The following is a 26,104-nucleotide window of genomic DNA, read 5'->3' as shown; positions in this document are numbered from 1 at the left end:
CCTATGCTATAAATATAACATATCAAAAACCTAATGACTGATAAAAATCCTTTATTTTATTTGCAATTTTCCTTTAGTTAATTTTGATGCACCTATATCCATGGGCTCCTTCGAGAAATACTGCGCGCGCAGCTTTTTCTTCTGGATGACCCGCTTCCTTCGCAAGCAGTACGAGAAAGTCGAAATCGTGTTTATCGCCCACCATACCGAGGCAAAAGAAGTGACCGAAGAAGAGTTCTTCACACGGGGTGAAAGCGGCGGAACCATATGTTCATCCGCTTATCAGAAGGCGCTTGATATCATTCATCACCGTTATCCCCCTTCCAAATACAACATTTATCCCTTCCACTTCTCCGACGGCGATAACCTCACATCCGACAATGAACGCTGCGTCAAACTCATCGGCGAACTGCTGAAGGTCAGCAATATGTTCGGTTATGGCGAGGTCAATCAATACAATCGCAGCAGCACGCTGATGTCGGCTTATAAGAATATCAAGCTGGACCAATTCATGTATCATGTCATTAAAGACAAAGGGGAAGTGTACGAGGCACTCAAAACCTTTTTTCGTAAACGGCAGGGAGCGGCGATCTGACCCATATTCTACATTAATAAAAGGGAAATCATGGATGGCGAATCATCCTGATGTTGGAGGAGGCAGGGACCTCCTCTTTCTTATGGCCTATTGCGATACAGCTAACAATTGGTTACCGAATCATGGATAACGAGATGTGTAGACTTATCCTTTCAAATGAAAAATCTGTTTTATTATTGACATCATAATGTAGCCGTAGCTTCACTTTTTTGTCACCTTCTGTTTTTCCTGGAATGATAGTATTAGCTATGACATCGTGTTGCAGGATATTACAGGATTCGATAAGCGTCTCCTTAATTTAAGATATCCTCCTATAAAGGAAAGGGAAGGTTTACCATGTTCCAAATGACACATTCACTATTCAGCACCCAGACGTTTGAGAATATGTCCTACATATTATCGCAGCGGCTGTTCCAGGGCGGCGTAAGCGCAGATCCTTCGAAAGGAGTGATCTCCCGTGCCGGCATCAGATAAGCCACATTCACGCTACATGCCCGGTCTTGATGGGCTGAGGGCCCTCGCTTTGATCGGAGTGATGGGATACCACTGGAATTTCGGTTTTGCAGGCGGTGGTTTTCTCGGAGTCAGTTTATTCTTCGTACTGTCCGGCTATCTCATTACGGATATTCTGGCATCGCAATGGCATCATCATCGCCGGATCGATCTGAAAGATTTCTGGATCCGAAGGTTCCGACGTCTCCTGCCGGCCATGCTGCTCATGCTGTTCATCCTGGTGGTGTGGGTTACGCTATTTGACCGATCTCGGCTGGCTACGCTTCGGAGTGAGGTGCTCGGTGCGGTTACATACATAAGCAACTGGCAGTTTATTTTTCAGCAGCAATCTTATTTCGAATCATTTGGCCCGCCGTCTCCACTGGGACATTTCTGGTCGCTTGCCGTGGAAGAACAGTTCTACTTGCTGTGGCCCCTAATCATGTTAGCCGTACTCAAGCTATTCCCCCGCAGGGGACAGCTGTTCACTTTCATTGCTGCCGGAGCCGCGATTTCAGCTCTCGCCATGGCAGTGATCTATCAACCGGGAGATGATCCTAGCCGGGTCTACTATGGAACGGATACCCGGGCGTTTGGTCTGCTCATCGGAGCAGGGCTTGCTATCGTATGGCCCAGTTGGAAGCTGTCCACCCATGTTTCAAGGGCTGCCCGGGGCAGACTCAACCTAACAGGCGCAGTGGCATTGCTTATCATACTGTTCATGATGTGGCGGGTGGACCGGTACGATTCGTTCCTGTATCAAGGGGGCATGTTCCTCTTCTCTCTGGCCGCCGCCGTCCTCGTTGCGGTGTTGGCGCATCCTGCAGCTTCGATCAGCCGCTTGTTAAGCTGGAAGCCCCTGCTGTGGATTGGCGTTCGATCCTATGGCATTTACTTATGGCATTACCCGGTGATGATCCTGACCTCACCTGCATCCGGCACAGGCAATCTGAGTCTGCCTCAGGTTGCACTGCAAATCGCGGCAAGCGTTCTGCTGGCCGCCCTATCCTGGAAGTATGTTGAAGAACCGATACGCCATGGCGGACTGAAGAAAGTGTGGTTTAAAGCCCGCTCCATTCGCCGCCGTCCGGCTTCGATTTCATTAAGAGGCTGGGTCGTGTCGCTAAGCTCGCTCATTCTAATCGGTATTTTTTGCTCAGGGATGATGAGCAGCGTATCTTCTGCGAGAACGGTAGGCGATATCGCTGCCATGCTGAACCTTGATGATCCTGCCCCGGAAGAGCCGGATCAGAAACAAGGCGGGGAGTCCGGGGCGATGGAGCCACCGCAAGGACAAACGCCGCTTCCTGCAGGCACTGACGACGGGAACATCTCCCCTCCGCCTACCGACGCGAAGCAGCCTGGTGTTATTAAGAAGCCGGACCCTGCTAAAGAAACGGATGAAATGCCGCTTCCGAACGAAGCGACGCATTCTGGCGATGAAGATACAGTCGGAAACGAAGAGCCGGACCCTCCTGCTGGAAATGACGCTGACAACGAAGACAAGAACACCGACACAGGGAGCGAAGACCCGGATAAGGCTGATTCCGAAAAAACAATCCCGGATCAACCGAATGAAGATAAAGCGGGTAAACCTGGTGAGGAGAAGTCCGATAAGCCGGATCAATCCAAGGACTCGGGAAGCGAAACGACAGGCGGAAAGAGCAATCATTCGAAGCCAACGAATAAGCCTCAAAATCCTCCGGTATCCCAGTCCACCGTCACGGCCATTGGGGATTCGGTCATGCTCGGGGTATCCCCTTATCTCGAGAAATCGCTGCCCGGCATTCACATCGATGCAGAGATAGGCCGCCAAATGCGTCAGGCCGATGACCTGATCCCTGCCATGAAGACCCAGAATCGGATAGATGGCGGCATTATCATCATCGGGCTGGGAACCAACGGCGCTTTCTCGAAAAAGGATCTGGATTCCCTTCTGCGTCCTCTGGATTCAGCTAAGCAAATTCTGCTTATCAACACACGGGTTCCGCGTGATTGGGAACAGAATGTGAACGGCATGCTGGCAAAAGCAGCTGCCCAGAACCCGAAAGTTACGCTGGTGGATTGGTATTCAGCCAGTAAGGATCATCCGGAATACTTCCGGTCTGACGGTGTCCATCTGGAGCCGGAAGGCGCCGAGGCTTACACATCCATGCTGCTTCAAGCTATCAAGAAATAAAGCGTTTATCCTGATTCTTGCCATTATTCATTCTCATATCGTCGACCTGATCTCATCCTTCTATGAGACAGGTCGACTTTTTAGTTATATACGTAATCGGAAGCAGCAATATGATATAATTCGGTTACTTAATCTCATTATTTCTTAATAGAAGGCGGTGTCCTGGTATATGAACAATATCGTGTCAATGAAATGGCTGCTGGCGAGACTCTATGAACCGGATCTGGTCATCGTCGACTGCCGTTTTGCCCTCGGCAAGCCGGAAAGCGGCCGAGCCGCTTACGAGGAATCGCATATTCCGCGTGCCGTTTACCTCGACCTGGAGAAGGACCTCTCCTCTCCTATCACTCAACATGGCGGACGCCATCCTCTACCGGACCTGGATCAGCTTGCAAAGCGTCTCGGCCAGTCCGGCATTCAGAAGAGCAGCCGTGTCGTCATCTACGACGACCAGGGCGGAGCCATGGCCAGCCGACTATGGTGGCTGCTGAAATACACCGGGCATGAACAGGCTTATGTGTTGGATGAAGGCTTTACCGCTTGGAAGAACGCTTCGTATCCGGTAACGGATGAACAGCCGATCGTCATTCCGGTACCCTATGACATCAATCTTAAGCCCGATAAACTGGTCCTCGTAGATGAGGTGCGCGCGGCTTCGCAGCATGGTAACAAAACCCTCATCGATTCACGCGAACCGCGCAGATATGCCGGAGCCGAGGAACCGTTGGACGCCAAAGCCGGACATATTCCGGGTGCGGTGAACTACTTCTGGAAGGGCGTCCTGGACGACGCCGGACATTGGAAGGATGCAGGCGCGCTTCGCAAGCATTTTTCCGACATTCCGCAGGATGCCGAGATTATCGTATACTGCGGCTCCGGCGTCACCGCTTGTCCGAACGTGCTTGCCCTGGAGGAAGCCGGTTATGGCAATGTGAAGCTGTATGCGGGCAGCTGGAGCGATTGGATCAGCTATGAGGAGAATCCGGTAGCTACAGGGGAAGAGGGTTAAGCGTTCGTTTTTATTTGTATACTTAAAAAAAGGAAACGCCCGCGATCTTTGCGGGCTTTTTTAGCGTGCGCTTAATACTGAAACGTTTACGGCAAGGAATCGATTTTCCGAAGGTCGGACGGTTTTGCCTCTGCTTCGTCTTCTTCGCCGTACAGCTTCTGCATATGCTGCACATGCCCGGCCCCCCAGTCGCTCATTGTCTGGAGCACGGGCTTCATGAGCTGTCCGTACTCTGTAATCGAGTATTCGACCTTTGGCGGAATTTGCGCATACACTTCGCGATGCACAATATCGTGATATTCAAGTTCTTTCAACTGCTGGGCCAGCATCTTTTTCGAAATATCCGGAATGGCTTTTTGTAATTCACTGAACCGCATTGTACCGTTGCTCAGCAGGCGTAGAAGAATCAAAGATTTCCATTTGCCCGTGAGGATTTCCAGCGCGGTTCCGAATTTGCAATACACCGTCATTCTTATTCCTCACTTTCTGATCATGCCAAGGGTTTACTTTTGGTTACCTGGTTAGGTTTAAGTGCCTACTTCCTGATTGGGCTTTCTCACTTTAGTATAGAGGCAGATATCGAAATCGAACAAGTGAGGGGAAAAGAAAAGATGAATGTGACGTTATGGATCGTACAATTCATATTGGCGGCAGGCTTCGTATATTCGGGATGGATGAAAACCGTTCGTATCGAGTCATCAAAAAAGACATGGTCCTGGGTAAAGGATGTACCGAAAACTCTAGTTGTTCTGATCGGAATCGCAGAACTACTCGGAGCGCTGGGCCTTGTTTTGCCGTGGGCGCTGAACATAGCTCCGGTGCTTACGCCGATCGCCGCGATGGCTTTGGCTGCGGTCGCACTGCTCGGGATGATGTTTCATATTTGGCGAAAAGAGTACCGGGAGATCGGCGTGAATATCTTTTTTGTTGTTCTGGCGTTGATCGTGGCAATTGGAAGACTATAAAGGAACCGAAGGACCGATCTGATGCTCGCGGCCTGGCTGCATTGGATTGGACATAGAACGTGGCACTCATGGTCTAATGTGGCTCCGGCGTCTTTCGCCTGCCCAAACGTGATTGCACTGTAGGAAGCTGGATATACCAACGTGAAGCTATATTTCGGAAGATGGAGCGATTGGATCTCATTTGACGAGAACCGGGTGGCGAGCGGAGAGGAATACAAAGATTGAAATCGCAAAAAGCCCGCTACCATAGCGGGCTTTCCATTATTTTGTTGATCACCTGCATTCCTTAATCAAAATTTCCGACAGATGCTCAAGAGCCATCGAGCGTATCCGCTTCTTCTCAGGGATATTCTCATAGAGAAGATACTCTTTGCCTACTTCCGCCATTCGCTTGCGGAGTGCTGCAATTCGGCCTTTGCCGGTATCGATAAACCGGAAGTCTATCTGGCGCAGGCACTCCATTCTTGTTAAGCCATCGAATACTTCTGCCTTGATCCTTGTAGGAATCTCCTTCAGCATTAGAACCTCCAACCGGTCCGCGGTCCACAGGTTGTCCATCACCTACAGGGATTTCATGTAATCCAGTTCGAGCTGCCGAAGATTTTATATGAGAGAAATCGCACAGGCGCTCGACTTTCGGCAGCGACAAATGGAGGAAGGCCAAGTGATCCAATGCCGCCAGGGCATCGAAATTCGTCAGGTTTCGGACGGAGGACAGTCTCAGCATGTTTATAGTCGAGTCAGGTAAATTAATGACTAATCGGTAAAGTATAGTAATTAAACGCTTGATCCAACAAGGCACTAGCCTCTTGACGTTTCAAAAGTTCTTTTGAACGGAAGTTCATGGAGCCATCAGATTTAACCTTGGTATCCGGGTCCATGATCCCTTGAGAAATAAGCGCTTTGATGGCTTCAACTGCCCAGGCATCCGTTGTGCCACTCAGTTTAACCTTTGTTCCAGGCTCTACCTGCTTCAGGTTTTGGATCATCACCGCCGCCATTTGTCTAGTGATCGGAGAATTAGGCTGATAATTAGGCAGTCCGGCTTTCATCTCTTCTTATTGAGTTCAATCATGTAAGGCTGTTTATGCCACCCATGGGCGCGAAGCAGCACTTCTGAGAATTCGCCTTGAGTCATCGTTCCTTTTGGATCAAAGATATGGGAAGACTTCCCGTTCATGACTTTCAAAGCCTGGTGCATTAGTCGTGGAAATTGTTGCGGCAGCTGTCCGGCTGCTAGGTGGGATAATAGCGGTCGTTGCCATAGCGGATAATAACAGAACCGCGATGGTGCGAATCTTTTTATTCATACAGGGTCTCTCCTCAAAATGTATTTGCCTTATAACAACTGGCTGAACCGAGTATGGCAAATGGCTTGTCATATCAACAAGTGTCATTTCGTCACTCACAATGCCAAGACACTTCAAAATGTCATATGACAATTAGGCACCAGGATTTATGCCCATAAAAAATGGCACCAAACCATGGATAAATATTCCACTCCTGCGGGGCATCTTTTATCGGTAGGCGTACCACCGCCGCTCTATTAATCCAGTGGAACAAGAAGAAGCTGCCCCTCCTGCTAGGAAGGGGACAGCTTCTTTTCAATCCTATATGAAACTTGAACAAGATACCGGACTATCTTAGCGTATATCCAGCAACTTCTTGCTCACGCAAACCATGACAACCCCAAGCCCAAGAAAATACAAGGGCATTGTGATTAACGAGCCATTGTGAAGAAGGCTCATGCCGCTGGTAATCAGGCTGACGACAATGTAATAACCCAATCCGAAGATCGCTCCTGCCGTTCCGAGCACATCTCCATATTGGTTCAACGCCAGACTAAGGCAATTCGGAATCGCCATTCCGATACCGAGCAGAAGAATAAAAATGCACGCTACCATCAACACCATATGCATTAGGGTGGCGTTAATTCCGCTAACAGCAAGAACGGTATGGGAAAGGGCCCCCAGCATCGTAATGATCGTGCCAATCACGATAATGCGCTCAGCCTGGAGCCTGGTCAGCAGTTTCTTCGACAGCATCGCACCCAGGATGGATGACATCGCAACAAAGATACCGAAGAAACCGAATCCGCCGGGACTCATCTGAAAAAAATCAATAAAAATAAACGGGGCCTCCGCATAGTAACTGAACAATATGCCGTTGGTGGCTCCAATGAGAAAACCGAACCCCCATATTCTGCGGTCAGTGACCAGACGCTTGGCTACGGAGAGAGTATTAATCTTCAAGGTAGCCTTTACTCTGGTTTCAGGCAGAGAAGCCCAGGTATACGCCAGAATGGCGGCACTCATTAAAACCAGCGTCAAGAACACCGCTCGGAAGCCAAGAGATTGATCCACCCAGCCGCCAATGAGCGGCCCAATAGCAGGCGTAAACGCAAGCGCAGCCGATATCTGGGCAAACACCGCATGACGCTTCGCTCCATCGATGCTCTCACGTAAGATGGTTTGGGTGACAACCGAGCCGGTGCTGGCACCAAAGGCCTGAATGAATCGGCACACCAATAACCATTCGGCCGAACCGGACAGATAGCAGCCCAAGCTGCCTATTCCATAAACCAGGATGCCCCACAGCATAGCAGGGCGACGTCCGATGGAATCCGAAAGCCTTCCCCAGCAAAACACGCCGAAGGCAAAGCCCAGAAAGTAAATGCTGAGCGTCAGTTGGATTGCATTATTGCTTGCTCCCAATTGATGGGCAATATCCGGTAATGATGGTGTATATATCGTTTCACTAATTTGCGGGAAACCCACAAGGACAATCAATAGCCATATGGATGGATTTGAGATTTTTCTTTGCACAGCTAACATCCCCCTTATCATTTCAAAAAATCTCTAGTTGGCTGGCAAAGAAACTACGGGATCGGGGGTTTGCATTTGGTTAGTCTAGTAAATGAAAGCATGAAAATTCACCTTTTTTTCTGAATAAGGGGGTAAGTCTACTGAGTAGTATAGCAGATTATTTAGCAAAATACGTTCTTACTGTCCCCCACAGGGGACTTTTTACTTTGGGCCAGGAGGTTCAAGAAAGGATCACATAAAAAAACAAGGCGCTCTACCATCGTCTTGTATGACAAGACTCTGAAGAGTACCTTTGTTGTGTATCAATTCTTCTTGGAGAGCCATTCCGCCAATTCTTCCGTCTGGGCAAGAACAGCAAGCGGATCGTAATACCAGGAACGCTCCTCGGGCCATACATACATGTTCCCCTGCTTGACCGCAGGGAGACTGCCCCAAATCGGATCCGCTTGGAAATCTTCGATCGTTCGTGTATTGGACGTCATAATAATGTAATCGCCCGCGTATTTCCCTATCATTTCAGCCGTTAACTCAGCCCATTGCTTATCCAGTATTTCCGCAGCTACCCCGCTTGGCGGCTTTCTTCCCAAAGCCTGATAGACAGGTTGCCCGCCACGACCAAAATTATCGCCGTACACCCAGGTTGACTTCTCGCCGTCTTCCATAATACTAAAGGTCGCATCCGCCGGAATCGCTGCATCGACTTTAGCTTTGGCTGCGGCAATACGCCGATCATACTCCTCCAGCCAGGTTTTGGCTTCCTCTTCCTTACCGAATAACTCGCCGAAATAAGTCAGCTCTTCATGGGCATTCTTTAAATCTCCATATGGAATAACGATGGTGGGAGCGATTTTGCTTAGCTGCTCATAGGTTGTTTCCCCATTGCCGGTAATGATAAGATCCGGGTTTACAGCCATGACTTTCTCGATCGACGGTTTTCCGTAATCCCCGATATCCTCAATACCTTCCAAAGATTCTTTAAAATAATAATTTTTAATGGTTAACCCTGGGGCTCCGACCGGAATGACATCGAGCGCAATCAGACTGCCCAAATATTCTTCAGCGACGATGCGCTGCGGACTCACCGGAACTTCGATATCGCCATTGATGGTGGAAACAGTTTTCACTTTGGATTCTCCCACTAAATTCGTTTCCATCGTTTGTGACGAATCCGTTGTTGCTGTCGGTACGGTCTCCGTGTTACTCTTACTTGTCTCTCCCGCCCCACAGGCACTGAGCATAAATGCCAGGAAGAGCACTGCGGTAACAAGAGTTACACGCCTTCTGCTCAAACTACGAAAAGAAAACACTTCATATCCCCCTTATTTATCGACAACGATAATCATTCTCAAATAAACTTTACCGCCTGTCCCTTCATATGACTATGCCTTAAAATGATATCTGTTCATGCATATTTATGATGTTCTGTCAGCGCGTTTATCATTTCGTGCAGCTGTGCTTGTGTAGAGATAGGATCATAACCGAAGAACAATTCGGGTTGATCCAGGACATAGACTCGATTGTGCCGAACCGCATCCAAATGCAGCCACTCCTTGGAACTGAACAATGCATCGACGCGCTTCTGGCCATACGGATGGTTAGGTAGCGACGTAATAAATATATAATCAGCTGCATAAGAGGCGATCTCGCTAATATTCGCTTCCACGAACCCACGACGATGCACGCCTTCATCCACCAGCCGGGCAGGTGGTTGAAATCCGATATCGTGGTACAGAATCTGGCTCCCTCTGCCGAAGCTGCCGCTGAAGCAGTAGGCGGTATCCACGCAAATTTCCCAGACGATGGCGCTTCCCCGCTTCCCAAGCACTCCATTGAGTACCTCATTCGAGTGAGCGACCAGTTCGTCGTAACGCGCCAGCCATTCCTCCGCTGCCGCGTCTTTATCTATTGCGGAGGCGATGAAGCGGAATTGCTCGCGCCAGCTCATCGTCTTGAACGGCAGCTTCAGGACAGGCGCCAAAGCGAGCAGTGCCTTGTTCTCCATTGCCGAATCGTAGCTGATGATCAGATCCGGATTGGATGAAGCTATCGTCTTATAGTAATGATCGAATGCGAGAGCATACGGGTCAAAACGATGCTCTGCACTCAGATGATTGCTGTGTGGGGTCTGCTGAAGCCAAGGGGTATACACACCCAGCTCGGGAGTAACGCCAAGCGCCAACAATGATGCCGTATGGTTAAGGTTTAATGCGGCGATTCGCTTCGGTTTGCGTTTGTAATCCGTGGGAGATACGCCTACGGCCTCCTTGAATTTACGGCTGAGATACAAGCCCTCCTTATACCCTACTTCCTGCGCCAGCGTATTTAAATCTTTCGATCCGGTCAACAGCCGTTCTTGTGTTTTGCGTATTCGAAACAGGGTCAAGTATTCATTAAAGGTAAGACCGGCATGCTTGCGAAACATACGCGAGAAGTGCTCCGGACTGACACCCGCCATAGCGGCCATCTGCTCTCTTGTCAGATCCTTATGGTAATTCTCTTCCATATACTGCTGGGCTTGTTCCACCCAAGGTCGATGCTGTGAAGATGATCGGCATACCGTCTCTGCATGGATCTCTTGCAGCAGTTTAATGAACAGATGCTGCAGCTGAAAAGGTTCCCCTTGATCCGCGCCCCCCCAGATACTCTCAAGTTCTCCGGCCAGCCGTAAAATCTCGGACGGAATGTCATGAATCGGAACGTTACATTCAATTCCGTAAGATGCGCTGTCATCTATACAGAAGCATCGATATTCCATATAAAGCCCCTTCAAAGGCGTTAATCTTATGGATTCGAGCATGAGTTCCGTTAGGCTACGAGAACCAAACACGCTTCCTCTGAAAACCGGATAGGAGCTCTCATCCGCATGCAGTAGGCCCTCTCCCTCCTGGATGATCACGATGCGATAGCACTGCTCTTGATGATTTCCCCTGGCGCTCGGAATCTCTTCATCCAATCCCATCAAACGAGTCGGTATGTGAAAAAAATGAGGGGAAAGTTTAGTCGTTGAAGGTAGTGACACGAAACGCCCTCCTTGATTATGATAATCATTATCAATTAATGTGATGTTATTATACCAGATGCTCCGCTCATCCGCGATGATAATCCGTATTCGGAAGCTTTTTTTCGATCATATAAAAACAAAGCCTTATCTGAAACATTCAACTTATGTGACGGGTTTTGCCACCCGTTCCGGGCCTAAAACTGCGTAAGCCCTCCACTTGCATTCATGTGCTACGCTTGAATCAAGAATCGCTTATTCTCCGGAAAGGAAGTGTGTACGCTATGATACTGAACCATCTTAACCTCACCGTCACCGATGTAACCGCGGCAAAGGAATTTTTGCAAACCTATTTCGGACTCAAAATTGGAGGCGAGCGTGGCCAGTCGTTTGCAGCACTGTTTGACGATCAGGGGATGGTGCTGACCTTAATGCGGGGTACCGAGGTCAACTATCCCAAGACGTTTCATATCGGCTTTATACAGGAAAGCGAAGCAAAGGTAAATGAGATCCATCAGCGTCTAAGCGATGACGGCTTTGATGTCACAGCGCCTCAAAGAGCGCACGGATGGACCTTCTACGTTAAAGCTCCGGGCGGTTTTACTGTCGAAGTACTGGCCTAATGACATAGTTACATGGTACGTGAACGACTGCTGAGCGCAAAATAGAAGAGCCCGCACATTACGCGGGCCCTTCTCCCTGTTTCAGATATGCTAACCCTGCCAATAAGGGTAATCCTTTATCCACATTCCTCAATTGGTTTCTGGATTTCCCTCCTTGCATTCCTAACCTTTTCAATACAGCTCCCACTTCTCCGTGGATAACGCCGGCAAAGAATTCGCAACCCGTTCGCACTCCTCATACCCCAAGCTGCCGGAATGCGCGAACAGAATCGGATATTCACCGTTTATCGAATCTTCCCTCATATCGAACATATAATGATTTCCGCTTCCATCCATGGCAAACGACACCGCGTTCGGCATATACTCCGGCAGCTCGTAAGCCAGGTTCATCTCCCTCAGATCATCCGTGCTAAAGAACTGAAAAAGACGTTTTCCCTGTTGAAACTCTCCACCGTTGGAGTATTTCAACAAGTCCAAATAGCTAGCGGGAAAACTTCGCTGAGGCAGCTTCCAACCTGCAGGATCGAGCGGCGTATATTGATCGTAAAAGGGAGACGTTTTGTGAAAAGGATTCACTTGTCTTCCCTTGATGTCCTCTATTTCTGCCGCAGACAGCTCCGCATTCCACTCCTTAACAAAACGGGCCATTTGTTCTTCGGTAGCACCCACGCGTTTGTCGTACGCCTGCTCAAAATCGATATTCCACATCCTTGGCCTTCCTCCATCCTGGTACTTCCTATCTTCGAACTTCTTCAACATTATAAAGGAAATACTGGAAAAAGGGATCATGCCGCCGGAATGAGGCTCTTTCCATGTTCATTGATTTGCGGCTAAGACCGAGGTCACAGATGGGAACCTCCACTGGCATCGATGCATTGACCGGTGATCCAGCGGCTGTCCGGAGATGCCAGAAACGCAGCTATGTCGGCGATATCCCCAGGCTCACCCCATCTTCCGAAGATCGAATAACCGGCTCCGAATTGGAACGAGGCCGGGTCCTGAAGCATGGCAGCATTCATGTCGGTAGCAACGAATCCGGGCTGTATCGCATTGATCGTAATTCCGCGGGAACCCAGCTGGCTCGACAGAGAGAGGGTCAGCGAATTAATGGCCCCCTTCGTCATCGTATACGCCGGAATATTTGGCAAGGAGATTCGGGTTACTGCAGAAGATAAATTGATAATGCGCCCATCGTCCCGAAGACGTGGCAGAGCCTGCTGAATCATGAAGAATGGCGACTTCACGTTCATTCGCATCACATCATCAAAGCTCTCCTCCGTGGTCTCCTCGATGGTTTCCACTAAGCCGATCCCTGCGTTGTTAACCAGAATATCGAAATACGTATTGCCTGTTCGTGCTTTCAATGTCTCATCCAGCGCCGCGTACAGGGCACTTATTCCATCCGAGGAGGCGAGATCTGCCCCTACCAAGAAAGCTTCTCCGCCAGCCCGTGTTATCTCGCTGACGACCTCTTCCGCCGCCTCATGGTTCCTGCCATAGTGAACGGCTACCAACGCTCCTTCCTTCGCCAATCGTATCGCGATGGCACGTCCGATGCCTCGGCTCGAGCCCGTAACCATAGCAACTTTCCCATTCAATGTATTCATGTTCTCATCATCCCCTCTTCTTCTTTCACTTTTAGTTTTATCACAGACCCCATTTCGAAATGTTGCGCTCCTATTCTCGCCTTCCTCTCGATAAACCCCATAAAAAACACCCCGCCTGCAAGGGGGGGCTACAACGCAGGCATTTCCGTCGTCACCTACGCTCAGTGAATTAAAATCATTTACATTCCATGTAATGATTATTATAATGAGAGTATCAAAAGAGCTGCGCAACCTGTGTTTGCATAAAGCGATTAAAGGATGATTTTTTCCTTTAGTCGCTTTTTTTGTGAGCTTGTTGAAAGTCATGGAGGTATATCGTATGAAAAAAAGAGCGTTTGATATGATCATGCTGCTTATCGGGGCATTTATTTTTGCGCTGGCCGTCAATTTATTCGTCATTCCCAACGATTTTGGCGAAGGCGGCGTTACCGGGATATCGATTATTCTGTTTTATGTGCTGAAATGGTCCCCGGCGCTGGTCGGCATAGTGATTAACGGAATTTTGCTGATTGTCGGCTATAAGCTTCTGGATAAAAAAACGACTGTCTATACCATTATCGTTGTTGCCTTTCACTCGCTGTTCCTGCACTTGACGGAGAACTGGCACATCGCTTCGGATGAGCCGGTGATCAATGCCATCTTCGCCGGGCTGTTTGCCGGCGTCGGAATTGGACTCATCGTCCGGGTGGGCGGCACAACGGCAGGTACGGTGATATTGGCCCGTCTGGCTAATAAATATTGGGATTGGAATATCAGTTATGCCCTGCTGTTCTTTGACCTGATCGTGGCCGGACTGTCCGTCTTTGTAATCGGGATCGAGAAGGTGATGTTCACCGTGGTCATCCTCTATATTGGCACCAAGGCGATGGAGTTCATTATCGAGGGCTTGAATCCCAAAAAGGCCGTTACCATCATCTCGACTCATCATGACCGCATCGCGATTCGGGTTACGGAGATTATGGACCGCGGGGTGACCGTACTTCGGGGTTATGGATATTACACCGGTCAGACCAAAGATGTGCTCTACATCGTTATCAGTAAACAGGAAGTTTCCATGCTCAAAAAAATCGTCCGTGCGGAGGATAAAAATGCCTTTGTCACGATTCACGACGTACGCGACGTGTTTGGCGAAGGATTTATCGATATTTCGAAATAAAGCCGGACTTATCCTTATATGAATAAGAAGAAGATCGAAACAGCCGTTTGGGCATGTTTCGATCTTTTTTTATTATGCCGTCAAGGCACTTATTGCCAAAATAAACATCGCTGCAAAAAGCTTTTTCATGCCTTTAATCGCTGTAATTACATTCCAATTTTTCCATATAGTCAGACGTGAAACATGCCGAAAAAATTGAAGGCAAAGTTCCTTTTATTTGTATTTTTCCATGACAAATTCGGATCATTTTTTGCATTTTCGCTACACGAAACATGGGGTTATGGCTTATTAACTTACACCAAATGACAACTTTATAGAAATATTTAATGAGTTCGCAAAAAACATTTTATTGGTAATACGAGGCAAGATTCTATAAAATTCTTTTTAACTTAAAAATGCTGAGTGCAAACTTTTAATGTTTTAGTACAAATTGTCCGAGACAGGCTTTCTTTTCCAGCAAAACCGACGATTTATCACGCAATTCTACTTTAACGATTTGAAGGAGTGCATCGCAAAAGTGACTACGAATATTTCTGTTTCTTCACCCCTTAATGCCGCGAAAGACTATGTGGAATCCATCTATAACCAAGTGGTGGCCCGGGATCCGCACGAGAAAGAATTTCATCAAGCCGTCCGGGAATTTGTCGATTCCCTCGTCCCTGTTTTAGCCCAGCATCCGAAATATCGGGAACACGGTATTCTGGAACGCCTTGTCGAGCCTGAACGAATGATCACCTTCCGTATACCATGGGTGGATGATCAAGGCAAAACCCAAGTAAACCGCGGGTTCCGCGTCCAGTTTAACAGCGCGCTGGGTCCGTACAAAGGCGGCATCCGGTTCCATCCTTCGGTTTATGCCGGCATCGTCAAATTCCTTGGCTTTGAACAAATCTTCAAAAATGCGCTCACAGGCCAGCCCATCGGCGGCGGCAAGGGCGGTTCGGATTTCGATCCAAAAGGCAAATCCGATCAGGAAGTCATGCGTTTTACCCAGAGCTTCATGACCGAGCTCTACCGCCATATCGGACCTGATTCCGATGTGCCTGCCGGCGATATCGGTGTCGGCGCTCGCGAGATCGGTTATATGTTCGGCCAATACAAGCGTATCCGCGGTGGACATGAGGCCGGCGTGCTGACAGGCAAAGGCGTCATCTATGGCGGAAGCCTGGCACGTACGGAAGCAACCGGTTACGGCTGCGTCTACTTCGTACAGGAGATGCTGGCTTCGCAGGGCCTTAGCTTCAAAGACAGCCGCGTCGTGGTGTCCGGCTCGGGCAACGTCTCCATCTATGCGATTGAAAAAGCACAGCAGCTCGGTGCGCACGTCATCGCCTGCAGTGATTCCAACGGATACCTGTATGATCCGGACGGAATTAACCTCGAGACCGTCAAACTGCTCAAGGAACGGGATCGCCTGCGGATCAGCGAATACGTCAAGATTCACCCGCATGCCGAGTATACCGAAGGCTGCACGGGCATCTGGAACATTCCATGCGACATCGCGCTTCCATGCGCCACGCAGAACGAGCTGGATGAAGAAGCAGCGAAGACACTCATCATGAACGGCGTAAAAGCCATCGGTGAGGGAGCCAATATGCCTTCCACGCTGGAAGCGATTGAGCAGTTCATCAGCAGCGGCGTGCTGTTCGGACCGGCTAAAGCCGCCAATGCAGGCGGGGTTGCCGTATCCGCGCTGGAGATGAGCCAGAACAGCATGAGAATGTCATGGACCTTTGAAGAGGTGGATGCAAAGCTCCATCAGATCATGAAAAACATCTACAGCAGTGCCGTAGATGCTGCAGAAGAATATGGCGTAGCCGGCAATCTTGTGGCTGGTGCCAACATCGCAGGTTTTATTAAAGTAGCTGATGCCATGATCGCACAAGGTATCGTATAAATAAGAACAAAAAAAGCCCTGCCGCATATGCGGCAGGGCTTTTTGCAGCTTATAGAAGCTCGCTGCGGAGCTCTTCAGCCGATTTTGGAGATAAGTATCCCAGCGGGATATCAAACACCGTCTTGGCGCCTTGCTGTCCCTCTCTGCTCAAACGATGGGCAGCTCTTGCATAAGATACCAGCACACTGGCCGTAAATTCCGGATTGCTGTCAAGCTTCAGGCCAAATTCAACAATTTGTTTATTACCGCTTCCGGTTACGCCGCTGCGAATGACAAATCCGCCATGAGGCATGCCTGCATGCTCAGCTTCAAGCTCTTCTTGCGTAATGAAAGTTACGGTTGTATCGTAATCGGAAAAATAGTTAGGCATCGACACAATCGTTTGACGGATTTGCTCTTGGTCCGCGCCTTCTTCCGCTACGACGAAGCAATCTCTCCGGTGCTTCTCGCGTGTGGCAAGCTCCGGTGTTTCACCAGAACGGATTTGGTTGATAACCTCTTCTACTGGAACCGTGTATTGAACGCCCGCCTTTACCCCGGGAACACGACGGATGGCATCCGAGTGGCCCTGGCTCACGCCTTTGCCCCAGAAGGTATAATCCTTACCTTCCGGCAAAATCGCTTCGGCAAGCAGACGATTCATGGAGAACAAGCCCGGATCCCAGCCTGTCGAAATGACGCTGACATGGCCTCCGCCCATCGCCGCTTTGTTGACTTCCTCGAAAAACTCAGGGATTTTCGCGTGTGTGTCAAAGCTGTCTACCGTATTGAACATGCTGGCAAGCTGCGGTGTTTGCTCAGGCAAATCCGTAGCCGAACCGCCGCACAGAATCATAACGTCAATCTTGCCGATATATTGCTCTGCCGCTGATATATGCTCGAAGCGAGCACCGGAATTGGCCGGCATTTGCTGCGGGTCTCTGCGCGTGAAGATGGCTACCAGCTCCAGATCCGGATTTTGCCCGATGGCTTTCTGTACGCCTTTGCCCAAATTTCCATAACCTACGATCCCTACTTTAATAGATGTTTTCAATGTAATCCTCCCTTTGTCAGAACCATTTCCTGTAGCAAGATGTTTATGTACCGCTTTAAAGTATAAGTATATAGACATCACTCAAATTGTAAACTATTTTATATGGACAGGAAATTGTTTCTATCTGTGTTATTCTTATTTTCCACCGTACTATCCGATAACTTGTACAACATTTCCTTCTTGATCCTTGATTTCCGTCTTCAGGACTTCAATCCGAATTCCTTGCAAGCCAGAAAGCTCGAAGGTGCTGACCTGCGGCAGCAATCGGCTTGAAAATTCACCCGCGGTCCGATCGTCCAAAACAAGGGTAACATCTCCATCCTCTGCAGTCCAGCGGCTCTCTTCCCCCGGCTCAAATACGACCCGAACATCCGAGCCTACAAGGCTCAGTTTGTTATCTTTCAGAATTCGGCCCTGCAGCAGCTTCCCGATAATTTCGGCCTGCTTGGCGCCTATTTGTAAGGTAGCCGGGGTTTTACTTAACCAGCCCTTCTTCCCCGGTTCAAAAGCCAGCTGGCTCACGTAGAGAAATCCGGTGTTCGAGCCCTCTTGTTTTCTCCCCCGATCAACGGCTTCCAAAATCGAAGGCACCTTCAGCAGCGAATCCCGATCCAGATCCGTTATGTACTGCGGCATATACTCCGCACAAGCTTGTAATACGCCAAGCGTATTCCATGTCTGCATCGCCTCGAGCTCTTCACGTGTGATGCCAACCATCTGCAGGAATTCTACCCGACCATTCGGCGTATCCATCCCCGGCAGCTCGGGATCCAGGGTGAAGGCGAGTGCGGTCAATTGCGTATCGGCTCCCAGGCAGATCGGCCCATTGGCATCCAAATAATCCCCCGAGCGAAAAACATTCCCGCTGTTAAACACGTATCTCCCCATGTTCTGAAGCAGATTTAGCGCCCACGCCGGCGGCTCTTCCTCGTCCTCCCGCTTAGCCAGCCTGAACGTCAATTCGAATCCGTAACCGCTCTCCTCCGGATTGTCCGACTCCTTGTCATAAAGCTCGCTAAAGCCATAAGTGACCATATGCCAATGGGGAAAAGGGGCATTCGACGTATAAGCGCTGATTCCATTCAGCGGATCGGGTCCTCCAAGAGCATAAGGAATTAGGGCTCCGTAATGTTTCGGCTCCTGCTCCCCGTACAGCTTCAACAGCTGCTCGTCAATTGCGTCCCAGCCTGCGGCGTTTTCTTCATGTGTCATATCCTGTTCCCTCCCGTTATCCTGTGCATCCAAAAATATAACCATATCCGAGTAGGCCCAATCATTCAAGTCACCATCCTCTTCCGCTTCATTATATAGGACGTATAGAGGAATGAAGAAATAACCAGCGAAGTATATAATAGAACCATCTCAACAAAGGAGCCTACATGTTCATGAAAAAAATAACGGCATTATCCGTAACCTTAACACTTTCAGCTTCGCTTATGGCCTCTTCATTAGCCTCGCTGCCGGTTTCCGTCGATGCGGCCTCCGGCAAGGAATGGATACAGATCTCCGAACGGACATCCTATTACGGTGAATCAGCCAACGGCCAGCCCAATGGTCGCGGAACGATCAAGTGGGGAAATGGCAAACAATATTCCGGCGAATTCATTAACGGGAAGCGCACCGGAAACGGTAAGTACATTAACGAATACCAAGAAGACGGTGAATCGCATAAGGTGGTATACACCGGCCGCTGGAACAACGACAAAATGGATGGCGAAGGCATCCTGACGCATAAGGTGACATTGCCTGACGGGTCCGTTCGATGGAATCAGATCCAGAAAGGGACATTCCAGGCAGGCGTCTTCCAAAGCGGATACGATGTCATTCATGCCGTCGCGGATCCCGACTACAGCTTTACCTACAAGAAAGGCAAGGAATCGCTCGAAATCATGGGTTTCAATCAAAACATGAAGCAAGCCTGGGCCGCCGGAAAGATGTTCAGCGTTCATTACAAAAACGGCAACATCAACAAAAAGTCTTCGATCTTCCCTGCCAACTCGGCGGCTGAACAGCGTCAAAATGACGCCGCGATTCGTTATTTCAAGAGCATTCAAAGCAAAGTGAATCCTCACCTGGAACAATTTGAAGCATTGTCCAAGCAGGTTCCGTTAAAATAACCCAGCCCCATACAACCGTCAAAGAACCCGGTAACTTGCCAATAGCAAGACCGGGTTCTTCTATTAACAAAGGATATTAATCATGAATATCTATGACGCAGGACCCTTGAGGGCATACTGCAACGTATAATGATCCGGCTTCTCGACCAGAATGATATCCCCCATTAATTCGGCAATATCTCTACTGTGAGCGTCCCTCGTTCAGCATCGTGATGGTCTTATCGATTCGCCGCTGCCGGGTTTCCATCGTCTTGGCCCCCTCGATCGACAGCACCAAGCGGCGTTTATTACTGTAGGACAAACCATCGAAGTATTGTCGTGCCACCGAGTTTTGATCCAGAGTCGCGGAAAAATCATCGGGTACCGTGATCTCGCGCGGCTCGGTATCAAGCTCAATCTGAACGGTCACTTCGTCACCCGCCGCAACTCCCGCTGCTTGCCGGTTCTCTGCGCTAAGCGGCAGCATGAATACGCCTCCCATAGGGGCGATGGTACTGCGATAGGTATGCTTGCCGATGGTGACCGTAACTTGGGGTTTTTTGCCGGAACCGAGGCCTTCCACCACTTCATCCGGTACCTGAAACCCTGTTGCCGTCTTACTGCCTAGCACTATTTTCGTTCGAAATTCCATTTCTGTATCCTCCAGTTAAAAATCATGGGTTACATCTACACCAACGCAGCTTTATTGTGCCGTCCAGCCGCCATCCACAAGCAGCAGAGTGCCAGTAACGAGATCAGCTGCCGGGGAGGCGAGATAAATAACGGCTCCGGCCACATCGCCTATGGTGCCGATCCGCCCTGCCGGGATCCGTGCCAGGACGCCGTCACGAAAATCAGGGGAGTCCAAACGCTCGGCTGTTCCCGGCGTATGGATGAACGTAGGGCCGACGGCATTAATGTTCACGCCACGGCTGGACCACTCCAGCGCCAGCACCTTCGTCAGCTGATTTACGCCGCCTTTAGAGGCGCAATAGGCTGCCCCTTCCGTAATCCCAACGACACTCACCTGGGAGCTGACGTTAATGATTTTTCCGACCCCCTGCTCAAGCATGATACGGCCAGCGGCCTGACAGCAGAAAAATACGCCCTTCAAATTCACGTCCATCATCTCATCCCAATAATCCTCCGTGATGTCTTCCGCCAGCACCCCCTCTCCCAGACCCGCGTTATTGACCACGATATCGAGCCGGCCGAAATCCTTGGCTACCTGACCAAATACAGATCGGATCTGCTCCACATTCCGGACGTCCAGCTCATAGGCCTTGGCCTGACCTCCTGCCTGAGAGATTTCCTCAACCAATGGATGGAGCAGGTCCGTGCTTCGTGCCATGACGGCAACCTTGGCCCCTGCCGCTGCCAACGCTTGAGCTAGTCCATAACCGATGCCTTTGCTGGCCCCCGTCACAATTGCGATCTTATCCTGTATGCTGAAATTAGGCTGCATATATAATACCTCCATCTCTTATATCCATTCATGTTAGTTTCATTAAAGCATGATGGCTGGTCAGCAGCAATCTTTGCCCGTCCCCCTTCTCTATAAATTCATCCCGTTAAGTACTAAGAATACGTTCATTTGCAGCAGCAATAGAGGAATCACAGCCCGTGGACTAGAAATGATGAGGATCAATGCGATCGTTGTTTAGTATGGAGAGTATGGAGGAAATCCAAGTATGAACGAACAGTTATCTGAAGCGCAGCAACAAGCGATTCTTCATGTCGAATCAACAGCGGCGGGCCAGCGAAGGGCCGCCTTGAAAATGACGGAGCACATCTTGCGGAAGCATGGAAAAGATTCCGTAACGGTCGGCTCACTGTTAACCCATATCGAAAAATCTGCCCGCGTCACGTTGAATTTCCATCCGGATCGGATACTGCCCGCCGGACACGCTGTCATCGAATCCCTCTTGGCAGAAGGCATATATCATAACCAGTTCACCACGAGCGTGACCAATGGAAGCAAGACCGCTTATCCGGGCGGTGACCGCGACCAATGGGAACGGCTCCTGTTTGGCGGAGCCTACCAGCAGCCCGGTGTGCGTAACGACCAGCGGCCGAAATACGGAGGACTTAATCTTATGAATTATGCCGATGGTGCGTCTCCCCGCTTTGGCTCCTGTTTGTTGGTGCTGTCCCCTAACGTATTGAACCGCTGTACCTTCACGTTCGGAGACAGTCATGCAGGTCCCGAGTATGTAGGCACGCTCCGTCGGTGGGATTCCATTCTCGCTGCACTCTTGCATCAAGTTGAGTCCACTGGCTCGGCCCTGGGTTCCCCGAATGTGGACATTCCATCCATGCTGGAACGGCTTCTTCATCTGCCTTCATCGTATATCGGTTCTTCCGTGCCTGTCGGTCGTTCCTTGGATGATTATATTGAAGCGCAGATCCATGGCGTCATCGACTTGTCCAGCGATGTGGAGGCCCTGGTAGCCGATCCTTCCTATAGGAACACCCCAATTGGACATTTGCTTCATGCTTTATGTGAACGGTATAACCTCACCTTGTCCTGGCATCCCGGCTTCTGCCTTGCTGTACGGGATGTTCCGGATGATTTTCGGGGACCCGCCATGCCGCCGCTCGCCAAGCGGATCGATCAACGGTTTGGAGGCTCGCTGGGCATGCTGGATGCAGCCATTATCGGCAAAGCGGCTGCCCAACTGCACCATGATTCAAGCGAATGGAGCGATTGGGGAACATATGATGAAACCTTCCAGCATCTCAAACAGCTGTGGCATGTGCTCGTAAAGTATGGACATTCGCATCCGTAGACGCCAAACCGCTAAGCTGTATTTTTTGCCTAGTAGCTGCATTGGAATGATGGTTTGATTTAGATAACCGGGCTAGCGGAATCCGTTCAGCAACGGCTAGGCCTAACAAACGCAGCTTCTTATATATTGATCTTAGAAAGGATGATGACCGGATGGATTGGGTAAAGCGGATGAATGAGGCCATAGGCTATATAGAGGAGCACATAACCGAGGAGATCGATTACGCTGAAGCTGCTCAGATCGCATGCTGCTCCGTTTATCATTTTCAACGCATGTTTCCGTTCATTACGGATGTGTCGCTGTCCGAATACATACGGAGACGCCGGCTGACACTGGCCGCTTACGAACTTCAAAACAGCGATATCAAAGTAATTGATCTGGCGCTTAAATATGGTTATGATTCCCCGGAGGCGTTCGCGCGTGCGTTCCAGAACATGCATGGCACAACGCCGACGGCTGCACGCCAGACCGGCACCAAACTGAAGGCCTATCCCCGCATCTCCTTTCAATTCTCAATGCGAGGGGCTGCCGAAATGAATTACAGAATCGAAGAAATGAAGGAGTTTTCCGTTGTCGGTTTCAAGGAGAAGGTAAGCACGCAGCGTGCTTATGAAGACGTTCCCCGCCTCTGGATGGAGGCCCAGGAGAAGGGCATTTTCGAGAAACTATGGAACTATCGTGTGCAGGACCATCCGATCCGCGGAATACTGGGTGTTTGTGCAGAAGGTGACTACGGGAAGAATGAGGATTTTGACTACATCATGTCCGTCGTATCCACGGATACGCCTCAGGAACCGATGGTACAGCGACATTTCCCTGCCGCCACTTGGGCCGTATTCGAGCTGGAAGGAGATCCAAGCGGCATTGCAGAGATGTGGAAACGTCTTTATACGGAGTGGATACCATCCCAAACTTATGATCTCGCGCCGCTTCCCGCCATCGAATGCTATCTTCCTCCGGACGAGTATAAGAACGAGTTATGGATTCCCGTGATTAGAAAGGCTTAATACAACTCCGCAGTAACGACGTATTTTTTGCTCACCGCTACGAAGATCTATATCGTGCGGTGAGCACTCCATCATTTTTCCCCGCCTATATGAAACAAGCCCAGCGTCCCCAATCCTTCGAGGACTTTCCTGTTCTCATATTTGAACAGGAATCATGATGATAAATTCGGGGTCATCCGCATAGGGATCCTGGCTCATCGGATATTTTTCGAAATGCGTTAAATGGTCCGGGTTATATTCCGAGTAACCTTGTTCTTTGATCCAGGCATAGATATTGTTATAGGATTGATCGATGCGCTGCTCTTTCCGATGAGTACAAGTGGCATAGGTTAATGCGGGAACGGATATCGTAACCATCCCCTCCGGCACTTCGTCGATCCGTTCCACTTCCACGACCGCGTAGTGAATAAATCCGTCACCACCGGGAAGAGCGTGATAAGATAGCCCCAGCAGCGTGTCGGTATGCAAGGCATGGGGTATCTCCGCGAGCCGTTCTTGCATCAACCGATGCACTGCACGTATCCCGCCTGCACCCGCCTCGGCAAATGTGCCTTCCCACTTCAATCCTATCGCCTGAAAAGCTTCCTTAGTCGTAACCGCTGCTTCGTTTCGTTGATCGATTGTCATCAGTAAATGCTCCTTTATCCTGTATTTGGTTTCATTATATACTTGAACTATGCCAGAAACTGTCACAGTATAAAAAAATCACAGGAGCGAAAACATGCCCAAAACCGAACGCATCCTTAAGGTCATGCAGCGGGTGTATGAACGGCAAAACTTCACTGTTGGCGAATTAGCCGAAGAATTCTCGGTATCGTACCGTACGATGCTCCGCTATCTTCATGAGCTGTCTCGTTTAGGTGTCCCTTTATACGCCAATGAGGGGAAAAACGGCGGCTACTCCATTCTGACATCGCGGCAAAAGCGAGAACGTTCCGCACAGACGAATGAATCTATTCAGCGGATCATCAAACCGCAAACGCTGATCGTCGGCCTGGAGATGAAGCTTCCATTTACGGCCTATTATATGTCCCAAGCCCTCAAGCCAAAGCTCTGGCAGGAACTCCAGGACCGTATGGAGGAAATTCCATATATCCGCAAGAAAACGTCGAAGCCCTTGTATATTGCCGCTGTTTTGAATCGACAGCAGATCTATCACTATGTAGCCGGAATGGAGGTAACGACGATTCGTGATACGCCGGAGCGGATGGTGGGTTTAACCCTGCCGACACAGGAATATGCCATGTACATCCATGAGGGGCATTCCGACCGGGAGGATACCGACCAGTCCTATGCCTATGTTATCCAGCAGTTGAAACAACGTGCCCTTACGCCAAACCCGTCGCTCTACAGCTTGGAGCTGAGAACCTCGGTACATGCCTCTAAGGCCCAAATCTACATACCTATAACCTGAATGAATCAGAGGCTTCCCAAACACATTTGTCACGGAACAATATGAGAATAAAGAATTCGGCCTTGATGATATAAAAAAGAGAGTCCTGGATATGATCCTGGACTCTCGCTTGTACTTATTAAATGGCTTTCGGATTATCGACGACTGGATTAACATCCGCATCGTAATCCACGCCATCGGTTTCAAAGCCGAACAGTTGGAAGAACTCGCGGCGGTAACCGGCAAGGTCAGTCAATTCTTCAATATTTTCGCTTGTTACCTTGCTCCACAATTCGGCTACCTCGGCCTGTACATCCTCGCGAAGCTCCCAATCGTCGATACGGATGCGACCCTTCTCATCCACCGGCGTTTCTTGCCCTTTATAGAGGCGGTCGGAGAATAGACGATAGATCTGCTCGATGCAGCCTTCGTGAAGCCCCTTCTCCTTCATCACTTTGTACAGCGCCGATACGTACAGCGGAACGACGGGGATCGCCGAGCTGGATTGGGTCACTAACGCTTTGCTGACCGTTACATAAGCTCGCCCGCCTCCGGCAGCAAGCTTCTCGTTCAATTTCAGCGCGGTTGCCTCCAGATGATCCTTGGCTTGTCCAATGGATCCATCCCGGTAGATGGCTTTGGTAATCTCGGAGCCGATGTAGGAGAACGCAATCGTGGTCACATCAGGAGCCAACACGCCGCCTTCCGCCAGCTCATTCATCCATAATTCCCAATCGTCGCCGCCCATCACCTCTACGGTGTTCTTCACTTCCTCTTCCGTGGCCGGCTCAATCGTTACCTCCGTCACTTCACCCGTATGGAAGTTTACCGTCTTGTTGGTATAGGCCGGTCCGATCGGCTTCAATACGGAGCTGACCGTCTCACCCGTGTCAGGCAGCGTACGGCGGGCCGAAGCAACACTGTACACCACGAGATCAACCTTTCCGAGCTCCTTGCGGATAAGCTCAACCGTCTTGGCTTTGGTCTCTTGCGTGAAAGCATCTCCTGTCACGCTGAACGATTTTAAGCCTGCAGCCTCCGCTGCCTTCTCGAATGCGACCGAATTATACCAGCCTGCCGAAGCGGTCCGCTTCTCGGTTGCCTGGCTGGGACGATACACGCCTACAGTATTTGCCCGGGAGCCGAATGCGGCAGCAATTCTGGCCGACAAGCCGTACCCGGTGGAAGCGCCGATAACCAGCACATTACGCGGGCCCTCAATGCCAGGCTGTTGTAACACATAATCAATCTGCTCCTGCACCTGGGCTTCGCAGCCTACAGGATGGGATGTTGTGCAAATAAATCCGCGTGTTCTAGGTTTAATGATCATATTTATATACCTCTCTTCTTAGTATTCATCGTCTGACACCATATGTATGGTCTTTTAAATTTCCTTTCTATTTTACCTGTTTTTTGTGGAGAGAGGAAATCTTTTGACAG

Annotated in this window: 27 protein-coding genes and 2 pseudogenes; 14 read left to right on the top strand and 15 right to left on the bottom strand. The window is 49.8% G+C overall.

What is annotated here, in order from left to right:
• Positions 1 to 85: 85 nt before the first annotated feature.
• The 4 genes and pseudogenes from AK95_RS00555 to AK95_RS00545 form a co-directional block, all read left to right on the top strand.
• Positions 86 to 595, top strand: a pseudogene (locus AK95_RS00555) (DUF444 family protein); the annotation flags it as partial.
• Between the two features lie 336 nt (positions 596 to 931).
• A complete protein-coding gene (locus tag AK95_RS34410; RefSeq protein ID WP_201259340.1) occupies positions 932 to 1,069 on the top strand; it encodes a hypothetical protein in 138 nt (45 codons plus the stop codon).
• On the top strand, positions 1,053 to 3,266 hold the full coding sequence (locus AK95_RS00550; RefSeq protein ID WP_071217951.1) for an acyltransferase family protein: 2,214 nt from the start codon (positions 1,053 to 1,055) through the stop codon (positions 3,264 to 3,266). Before AK95_RS34410 ends, AK95_RS00550 begins: the two co-directional genes overlap by 17 nt.
• Positions 3,267 to 3,435: 169 nt before the next feature.
• Entirely contained in the window at positions 3,436 to 4,275 is an 840-nt protein-coding gene (locus AK95_RS00545; protein ID WP_071217950.1) for a sulfurtransferase, read from the top strand.
• Between the two features lie 86 nt (positions 4,276 to 4,361).
• Here AK95_RS00545 and AK95_RS00540 read toward each other — a convergent pair whose 3' ends face one another.
• Positions 4,362 to 4,745 (bottom strand): winged helix-turn-helix transcriptional regulator, encoded by a 384-nt coding sequence (locus tag AK95_RS00540; protein WP_071217949.1) that lies wholly within the window; start codon positions 4,743 to 4,745, stop codon positions 4,362 to 4,364.
• 141 nt (positions 4,746 to 4,886) lie between these two features.
• Between AK95_RS00540 and AK95_RS00535 the strand changes: the two genes are divergently transcribed.
• Together AK95_RS00535 and AK95_RS34690 are read left to right on the top strand one after the other, a co-directional pair.
• Positions 4,887 to 5,240 carry a DoxX family protein gene (locus AK95_RS00535; protein ID WP_071217948.1) on the top strand — a complete coding sequence of 118 codons (354 nt, stop codon included), beginning with the start codon at positions 4,887 to 4,889 and terminating at the stop codon, positions 5,238 to 5,240.
• Positions 5,241 to 5,317: 77 nt separating this feature from the next.
• Positions 5,318 to 5,465, top strand: a pseudogene (locus AK95_RS34690) (sulfurtransferase); the annotation flags it as partial.
• Positions 5,466 to 5,513: 48 nt separating this feature from the next.
• Here the strand turns inward: AK95_RS34690 and AK95_RS34685 are convergent.
• Entirely contained in the window at positions 5,514 to 5,759 is a 246-nt protein-coding gene (locus AK95_RS34685; protein WP_235612958.1) for a hypothetical protein, read from the bottom strand.
• Positions 5,760 to 5,847: 88 nt separating this feature from the next.
• Here AK95_RS34685 and AK95_RS34680 point away from each other — a divergent pair, with 88 nt between their 5' ends.
• A complete protein-coding gene (locus AK95_RS34680) occupies positions 5,848 to 5,988 on the top strand; it encodes a hypothetical protein (protein WP_235612957.1) in 141 nt (46 codons plus the stop codon).
• 1 nt (position 5,989) lies between these two features.
• Here the strand turns inward: AK95_RS34680 and AK95_RS33275 are convergent, their stop codons facing one another.
• The 5 genes from AK95_RS33275 to AK95_RS00515 form a co-directional block, all read right to left on the bottom strand.
• Positions 5,990 to 6,292, bottom strand: coding sequence for an S-layer homology domain-containing protein (locus tag AK95_RS33275; protein WP_235612956.1), 303 nt, complete (start codon positions 6,290 to 6,292; stop codon positions 5,990 to 5,992).
• A gap of 99 nt (positions 6,293 to 6,391) precedes the next feature.
• Positions 6,392 to 6,550, bottom strand: a complete 159-nt coding sequence (locus AK95_RS33975) for a hypothetical protein (protein WP_162487498.1) — start codon at positions 6,548 to 6,550, stop codon at positions 6,392 to 6,394.
• A gap of 333 nt (positions 6,551 to 6,883) precedes the next feature.
• Positions 6,884 to 8,065 carry a multidrug effflux MFS transporter gene (locus AK95_RS00525; protein ID WP_071217947.1) on the bottom strand — a complete coding sequence of 394 codons (1,182 nt, stop codon included), beginning with the start codon at positions 8,063 to 8,065 and terminating at the stop codon, positions 6,884 to 6,886.
• A 302-nt stretch (positions 8,066 to 8,367) separates the two neighbouring features.
• Entirely contained in the window at positions 8,368 to 9,372 is a 1,005-nt protein-coding gene (locus AK95_RS00520) for an ABC transporter substrate-binding protein (protein WP_071217946.1), read from the bottom strand.
• Between the two features lie 95 nt (positions 9,373 to 9,467).
• Entirely contained in the window at positions 9,468 to 11,084 is a 1,617-nt protein-coding gene (locus AK95_RS00515; RefSeq protein ID WP_235612955.1) for a helix-turn-helix domain-containing protein, read from the bottom strand.
• A gap of 263 nt (positions 11,085 to 11,347) precedes the next feature.
• On the opposite strand from AK95_RS00515, the gene AK95_RS00510 reads away from it, so the two are divergent.
• On the top strand, positions 11,348 to 11,686 hold the full coding sequence (locus tag AK95_RS00510) for a VOC family protein (RefSeq protein WP_071217945.1): 339 nt from the start codon (positions 11,348 to 11,350) through the stop codon (positions 11,684 to 11,686).
• Positions 11,687 to 11,857: 171 nt separating this feature from the next.
• Here AK95_RS00510 and AK95_RS00505 read toward each other — a convergent pair whose 3' ends face one another.
• Both AK95_RS00505 and AK95_RS00500 read right to left on the bottom strand, forming a co-directional pair.
• A complete protein-coding gene (locus tag AK95_RS00505) occupies positions 11,858 to 12,394 on the bottom strand; it encodes an SMI1/KNR4 family protein (RefSeq protein ID WP_071217944.1) in 537 nt (178 codons plus the stop codon).
• Positions 12,395 to 12,528: 134 nt separating this feature from the next.
• Positions 12,529 to 13,293 (bottom strand): SDR family oxidoreductase, encoded by a 765-nt coding sequence (locus AK95_RS00500; protein ID WP_071217943.1) that lies wholly within the window; start codon positions 13,291 to 13,293, stop codon positions 12,529 to 12,531.
• A 319-nt stretch (positions 13,294 to 13,612) separates the two neighbouring features.
• Between AK95_RS00500 and AK95_RS00495 the strand changes: the two genes are divergently transcribed.
• Complete coding sequence (locus AK95_RS00495) at positions 13,613 to 14,449, top strand: YitT family protein (RefSeq protein ID WP_071217942.1); 837 nt, start codon at positions 13,613 to 13,615, stop codon at positions 14,447 to 14,449.
• 517 nt (positions 14,450 to 14,966) lie between these two features.
• Entirely contained in the window at positions 14,967 to 16,346 is a 1,380-nt protein-coding gene (gene gdhA, locus AK95_RS00490) for an NADP-specific glutamate dehydrogenase (protein ID WP_071217941.1), read from the top strand.
• Positions 16,347 to 16,395: 49 nt separating this feature from the next.
• Here the strand turns inward: gdhA and AK95_RS00485 are convergent, their stop codons facing one another.
• The gene (locus AK95_RS00485) at positions 16,396 to 17,379 is read right to left on the bottom strand and encodes a diaminopimelate dehydrogenase (protein ID WP_071217940.1); all 984 of its coding nucleotides are present in this window, start codon (positions 17,377 to 17,379) and stop codon (positions 16,396 to 16,398) included.
• Between the two features lie 150 nt (positions 17,380 to 17,529).
• Positions 17,530 to 18,591 carry a suppressor of fused domain protein gene (locus AK95_RS00480; protein ID WP_071218141.1) on the bottom strand — a complete coding sequence of 354 codons (1,062 nt, stop codon included), beginning with the start codon at positions 18,589 to 18,591 and terminating at the stop codon, positions 17,530 to 17,532.
• A 173-nt stretch (positions 18,592 to 18,764) separates the two neighbouring features.
• Here AK95_RS00480 and AK95_RS00475 point away from each other — a divergent pair, with 173 nt between their 5' ends.
• Positions 18,765 to 19,496, top strand: coding sequence for an MORN repeat-containing protein (locus AK95_RS00475; RefSeq protein WP_071217939.1), 732 nt, complete (start codon positions 18,765 to 18,767; stop codon positions 19,494 to 19,496).
• 181 nt (positions 19,497 to 19,677) lie between these two features.
• On the opposite strand, the gene AK95_RS00470 is transcribed toward AK95_RS00475, so the two are convergent.
• Positions 19,678 to 20,127: a YdeI/OmpD-associated family protein gene (locus AK95_RS00470; protein ID WP_071217938.1), complete on the bottom strand. Its 450-nt coding sequence runs from the start codon at positions 20,125 to 20,127 to the stop codon at positions 19,678 to 19,680.
• 51 nt (positions 20,128 to 20,178) lie between these two features.
• Entirely contained in the window at positions 20,179 to 20,940 is a 762-nt protein-coding gene (locus AK95_RS00465; RefSeq protein ID WP_071217937.1) for an SDR family NAD(P)-dependent oxidoreductase, read from the bottom strand.
• Positions 20,941 to 21,166: 226 nt separating this feature from the next.
• Between AK95_RS00465 and AK95_RS00460 the strand changes: the two genes are divergently transcribed.
• Entirely contained in the window at positions 21,167 to 22,264 is a 1,098-nt protein-coding gene (locus tag AK95_RS00460; protein ID WP_071217936.1) for a DUF3626 domain-containing protein, read from the top strand.
• 152 nt (positions 22,265 to 22,416) lie between these two features.
• Positions 22,417 to 23,271, top strand: coding sequence for an AraC family transcriptional regulator (locus AK95_RS00455; protein WP_071217935.1), 855 nt, complete (start codon positions 22,417 to 22,419; stop codon positions 23,269 to 23,271).
• 135 nt (positions 23,272 to 23,406) lie between these two features.
• On the opposite strand, the gene AK95_RS00450 is transcribed toward AK95_RS00455, so the two are convergent.
• On the bottom strand, positions 23,407 to 23,898 hold the full coding sequence (locus AK95_RS00450) for a GyrI-like domain-containing protein (RefSeq protein ID WP_071217934.1): 492 nt from the start codon (positions 23,896 to 23,898) through the stop codon (positions 23,407 to 23,409).
• A gap of 94 nt (positions 23,899 to 23,992) precedes the next feature.
• Here AK95_RS00450 and AK95_RS00445 point away from each other — a divergent pair, with 94 nt between their 5' ends.
• Positions 23,993 to 24,685, top strand: a complete 693-nt coding sequence (locus AK95_RS00445; RefSeq protein WP_071217933.1) for a GyrI-like domain-containing protein — start codon at positions 23,993 to 23,995, stop codon at positions 24,683 to 24,685.
• Between the two features lie 118 nt (positions 24,686 to 24,803).
• Here AK95_RS00445 and fabV read toward each other — a convergent pair whose 3' ends face one another.
• The gene (gene fabV, locus AK95_RS00440; RefSeq protein WP_071217932.1) at positions 24,804 to 25,994 is read right to left on the bottom strand and encodes an enoyl-ACP reductase FabV; all 1,191 of its coding nucleotides are present in this window, start codon (positions 25,992 to 25,994) and stop codon (positions 24,804 to 24,806) included.
• Between the last annotated feature and the right edge of the window lie 110 nt (positions 25,995 to 26,104).

Origin of the sequence: Paenibacillus sp. LC231 (genome assembly GCF_001860525.1) — a bacterium.
Classification (GTDB): domain Bacteria; phylum Bacillota; class Bacilli; order Paenibacillales; family Paenibacillaceae; genus Paenibacillus_AQ.
This window is presented reverse-complemented; position numbering and strand designations above follow the sequence as displayed.